We start from the raw sequence: 4128 nt of genomic DNA, 5'->3' as shown, positions 1-4128 counted from the left end.
AAAAATCATCCTAAAAAAATAATATGGGTAGTTTATAAACAAAAACCGCCTCAAGGAAAATGAGACGGCTTCTTTTATATAAAAAATGTTTGCTGTATAAGCTTACATATTTCTTCTGTACTTACCGCCCACTTCAAATAAAGCATTGGTGATTTGTCCTAAAGAACAGTATTTCACAGCATCCATCATCACTTCAAATAAGTTTTGCTGGTTAATGGCTGCATGTTGAAGTTGTCTTAAAGCTTCTTCAGATCTGCTGTCATTCGCTTGCTGGAAATTGTGAAGAGATTCAATCTGTGCTTGTTTCTCCTCTTCTGTAGAACGGATAACTTCTCCTGGTAAAACGGTTGGGGAACCATCTTTTCCTAAGAAAGTATTTACTCCGATGATCGGATATTCACCGGTATGCTTCAACCATTCGTAATGCATAGATTCTTCCTGGATTTTTGAACGCTGATACATGGTTTCCATCGCTCCAAGAACTCCACCTCTTTCTGTGATTCTGTCGAATTCAGTATATACAGCTTCTTCTACAAGATCCGTTAATTCTTCAATGATGAATGATCCCTGAAGCGGATTTTCGTTTTTAGCCAATCCTAATTCTTTGTTGATGATCAACTGAATCGCCATTGCTCTTCTTACCGATTGCTCAGTAGGCGTTGTAATCGCTTCGTCATAAGCATTGGTGTGTAGGGAGTTACAGTTGTCATAGATCGCATAAAGCGCCTGAAGAGTCGTTCTGATATCATTGAAATCAATTTCCTGAGCATGAAGAGAACGTCCTGAAGTCTGGATGTGGTATTTCAACATCTGGCTTCTTTCGTCAGCTCCATATTTCAATTTCATAGCTTTTGCCCAGATTCTTCTTGCTACACGTCCGATTACTGAATATTCAGGGTCGATACCATTAGAGAAGAAGAAAGATAAGTTCGGTGCAAAATCATTGATATCCATTCCGCGGCTTAAGTAATATTCCACATACGTGAAACCATTAGCCAGTGTGAATGCCAATTGGGAAACCGGATTCGCTCCTGCTTCAGCAATATGGTATCCTGAAATAGAAACAGAGTAGAAGTTTCTTACTTTTTCTCTGATGAAATATTCCTGAACGTCACCCATTAATCTCAATGCAAATTCTGTAGAGAAAATACAAGTATTCTGAGCCTGGTCTTCTTTTAAGATGTCAGCCTGAACAGTGCCACGAACCGTAGCAATTGTTTTAGCTTTAATTTCTGCATATACATCAGCAGGGATTACTTCATCACCTGTTAATCCTAAAAGCTGTAGCCCTAAGCCGTTATTGGATGGAGGAAGTTCACCGTTGTATTTCGGTCTTTCTAACCCTTTATCATCAAATTTTTCTTTCAGTTTAGCTTCTACTTTAGACTCTAAACCGTTTTCTTTGATATATTTTTCAACATTCTGATCGATGGCAGCATTCATAAAGAAAGCCAGTAGCATCGGTGCAGGACCGTTGATTGTCATTGAAACCGAAGTTAATGCATTCACCAGATCAAATCCGGAGTATAATTTCTTCGCATCATCCAGTGTTGCGATAGAAACCCCCGCATTTCCGATTTTACCATAAATATCTGGTGGTAAAGCAGGATCCTGACCGTATAACGTTACAGAGTCAAATGCTGTAGATAAACGTTTTGCAGGCATTTCTGCAGAAACATAATGGAATCTTCTGTTGGTTCTTTCAGGGCCTCCTTCTCCTGCAAACATCCTTGTAGGATCTTCACCGGTTCTTTTGAACGGATAAATACCTGCAGTGTAAGGGAAGCTTCCCGGTAGATTTTCCTGGCCTTTCCATTTGATCAGATCACCCCAGTCATTGTATTTTGGTAATGCAATTTTTGGAATTCTCAAATGAGATAAAGATTCTGTAGACGTTTCCACTTTAATTTCTTTTCCTCTTACGAAATAAGAATAAAACTCGGCATGGAAAGCTTTTTTCGTATCGTCCCATGTTTTTAAGAAGTCGATATTATCCTGTTGAAGCTCTTTCTCTGCTTTTTGATATTCAGTCTCTAAAACTTCATTGGAAATGATATTTTTTACACCTTCAATATGATACATTGTTCTGGCCAGTTCGGCCTGCTTTTCAATATTGATATCGTATTGTTTGTTGTTTTCAACGATTTCAGAAAGATAACGGACTCTTTTCGGAGGAATAATCGTTACTTCTTCAGTAACTTCCTGTTCTACAAAAGTTTTTAGATTTAAATCAGCGAATTTATCGTTTACTTTTGAAACTAATCTGTTGTATAATTCTGTAGTTCCGTGATCATTAAACTGAGAAGCTTTAGTTGCATACACCGGCATATCATCTAATGGACTTTCCCATAGAAGGTGGTTTCTCTGGAACTGTTTTCTTACCGCCTGAAGGGCATCCAATGCACCACGTTTGTCAGATTTGTTCAATGCTACAAGATCTGCATAGTCTAGCATGTCGATTTTTTCCAACTGGGTAGAAGCTCCATATTCAGGAGTCATTACATACATAGAAACATCTGCAAAATCAGAAACTTCTGAACCAGACTGCCCAATCCCTGAAGTTTCAAGGATAATAACATCCGGATGAGCCAGTTTCAATACATTCAGTGCAGAATGAATAAACGGAGAAACAGAAACGTTGTTTTCTCTTGTTGCCATTGAACGCATATAAACTCTTGGATCATTGATCGCATTCATACGGATTCTGTCTCCCAATAAAGCACCTCCGGTTTTCTTTTTCGAAGGGTCGATGGAAATAATGGCAATTTTTTTATCTGTATTGGAACGTAAGAAACGTCTAACCAACTCATCTGTTAATGAAGACTTACCAGCTCCTCCGGTACCTGTGATACCAATAATAGGAATGGTTAAATCTTTAGATTTTTCATCAATAGCTTGTACAAGTTCAGGCTTTTCTTCGGAGAAGTTTTCTACGGCTGAGATAATCTGTGCAATACTTGACGGGTTTTCAAAGCTGATATCGTCAAGATCTTTTGCAGTAACATCTTTTCCAGTTGCAAAATCTGATCTGTGTACCAGATCATCAATCATTCCCTGAAGACCAAGCTCACGGCCGTCATCCGGAGAATAAATCCTGTCGATTCCGTAAGACATCAAATCTTTGATTTCTTCCGGAAGAATTACACCGCCACCGCCGCCAAAGATCTTGATCTGAGGTGAATTTTTTTCTCTCAACAGGTCATAGATATATTTGAAATATTCGTTGTGACCACCCTGATATGAAGTTAATGCAATAGCATTGGCATCTTCCTGGATTGCTGTATTTACAACTTCTTCTGCTGATTTATCGTGTCCTAAGTGGATCACTTCGCATCCTGTGCCCTGGATGACACGACGCATAATATTGATTGCAGCATCATGCCCATCAAATAATGAGGCAGCAGTTACAATTCTTACCTTGTTGGTTGGAGTATATTTTTGGGTTTCCATAAAAATTCTAGAAAGTTTCTAAGTTTCCAAATATAATAATAAAAAAAGAACATAGTGTTTGATTTTATATTTTTGATTTTCAGTTTGTTACTTCGTGTTATTTAATTATATCTCCCCAATTTTGTGTTTAAATGTTTGAAAGTTGAATGGTTCGGTAACTACAGAATTAAAATGAGTTATGACGATTTCATTTTCAAATGGGGGCTTCTTCAGATTCTCAAATTAATTTCTCTATTTTTGCACCATATTTTACAGACATGCAAAAAGCGTTGATATATTTCGCATTGGGAACTGCAGTAAGCTTCCTGATTAATTATTTCTTTTTAAGTTCAGAGAATATCGGGTTAGAGTTCTACTATGCTATTGCATTTGGTGCAGCGTGGGGGATTGCTTATTATTTAGATACTCCGGATATTACATTGGTAAAGAAACTGGGACTGTCTTTTGTAGTAATGGCTATTCTGGTTGTTGTAGGTACTCTTATTTTTAAACTTGAGCTGGCTATACCATCCATTCTGAAGTTTTCCATGGTGTTTGTCGCCTACTATGTCATAGCGAGCTTTAGGGCAACTAAATCATTAAGAAAATAAATAATAAAAAAATGAAGCCGTCTCATTTTCCTTGAGGCGGTTTTTGTTTATAAACTACCCATATTATTTTTTTAGGATGATTTTTTTG

The 4128-nt window shown here is 37.5% G+C and carries 2 protein-coding genes; one reads left to right on the top strand and one right to left on the bottom strand.

Going from position 1 to position 4128, the window contains the following annotated elements:
- Positions 1 to 102: 102 nt before the first annotated feature.
- Positions 103 to 3450 (bottom strand): methylmalonyl-CoA mutase family protein, encoded by a 3348-nt coding sequence (locus NK356_RS23870; protein WP_253318230.1) that lies wholly within the window; start codon positions 3448 to 3450, stop codon positions 103 to 105.
- Between the two features lie 257 nt (positions 3451 to 3707).
- Here NK356_RS23870 and NK356_RS23865 point away from each other — a divergent pair, with 257 nt between their 5' ends.
- The gene (locus NK356_RS23865) at positions 3708 to 4040 is read left to right on the top strand and encodes a hypothetical protein (protein ID WP_034693234.1); all 333 of its coding nucleotides are present in this window, start codon (positions 3708 to 3710) and stop codon (positions 4038 to 4040) included.
- Positions 4041 to 4128: the final 88 nt, after the last annotated feature.

It is taken from the genome of Chryseobacterium sp. S0630 (assembly GCF_024158915.1).
Lineage (GTDB): Bacteria > Bacteroidota > Bacteroidia > Flavobacteriales > Weeksellaceae > Chryseobacterium.
The sequence above is the reverse complement of the archived record's forward strand: the minus strand, read 5'-3'. Positions and strand labels throughout refer to the sequence as shown.

Coding starts and splice junctions, on each gene's coding strand:
- NK356_RS23870 (WP_253318230.1), bottom strand. CDS start 3,450: ATGGAAACCCAAAAATATACTCCAACCAACAAGGTAAGAATTGTAACT.
- NK356_RS23865 (WP_034693234.1), top strand. CDS start 3,708: ATGCAAAAAGCGTTGATATATTTCGCATTGGGAACTGCAGTAAGCTTC.